Annotated in this window: 1 protein-coding gene; it reads left to right on the top strand. The window is 64.4% G+C overall.

The features are described from left to right. Positions 1–697: cyclopropane mycolic acid synthase family methyltransferase (locus A9W96_RS19955; protein ID WP_067142373.1), on the top strand; the 697-nt coding region annotated here is incomplete at both ends.

The raw sequence follows: 697 nt of genomic DNA, 5'->3' as shown, positions 1-697 counted from the left end.
TTCGAGAGTAATGACATGACTCTCGAAGAAGCCCAAATTGCGAAGTTCGACCTGGCGCTGGGAAAGCTGAACCTCGAGCCGGGGATGACGCTGCTGGACATCGGTTGCGGCTGGGGTGGCGCGCTGAAGCGGGCCATCGAGAAGTACGACGTCAACGTCGTCGGCCTCACGCTGTCGGAAAACCAGGCCGAGCACGTGCAGCAGTCCTTCGATCAGATGGACACCCCCCGCAGCCGGCGGGTGCTGCTGGAGGGCTGGGAGAAGTTCCACGAGCCCGTGGACCGCATCGTGTCCATCGGCGCGTTCGAGCACTTCGGCCGGCAGCGCTACGGCCGCTTCTTCAAAATGGCCTACCAGGCGCTGCCGCCCGGCGGAGTGATGTTGCTGCACACCATCGTTCGGCCGTCGTTCAAAGACGCGCGGGCCAAGGGCCTGAAGCTGACCCACGAAATCGTGCAGTTCTCGCAGTTCATCCTGGCCGAGATCTTCCCCGGCGGTTGGCTGCCGACGCCGCAGACCGTCGGCGAGTACGGAGTGACCGCGGGCTTCGACCTGACCCGCGTCCAGTCGCTGCAGCTGCACTACGCCAGGACCTTGGACCTGTGGGCCGAGGCACTCGAGGCCAATCGCGAGCAGGCGATCGCCATCCAGTCCCAGGAGGTCTACGACCGGTATATGAAGTACCTGACCGGCTGCG

This window comes from Mycobacterium sp. 1245852.3 (assembly GCF_001669335.1).
Classification (GTDB): domain Bacteria; phylum Actinomycetota; class Actinomycetes; order Mycobacteriales; family Mycobacteriaceae; genus Mycobacterium; species Mycobacterium europaeum_A.
This window is presented reverse-complemented; position numbering and strand designations above follow the sequence as displayed.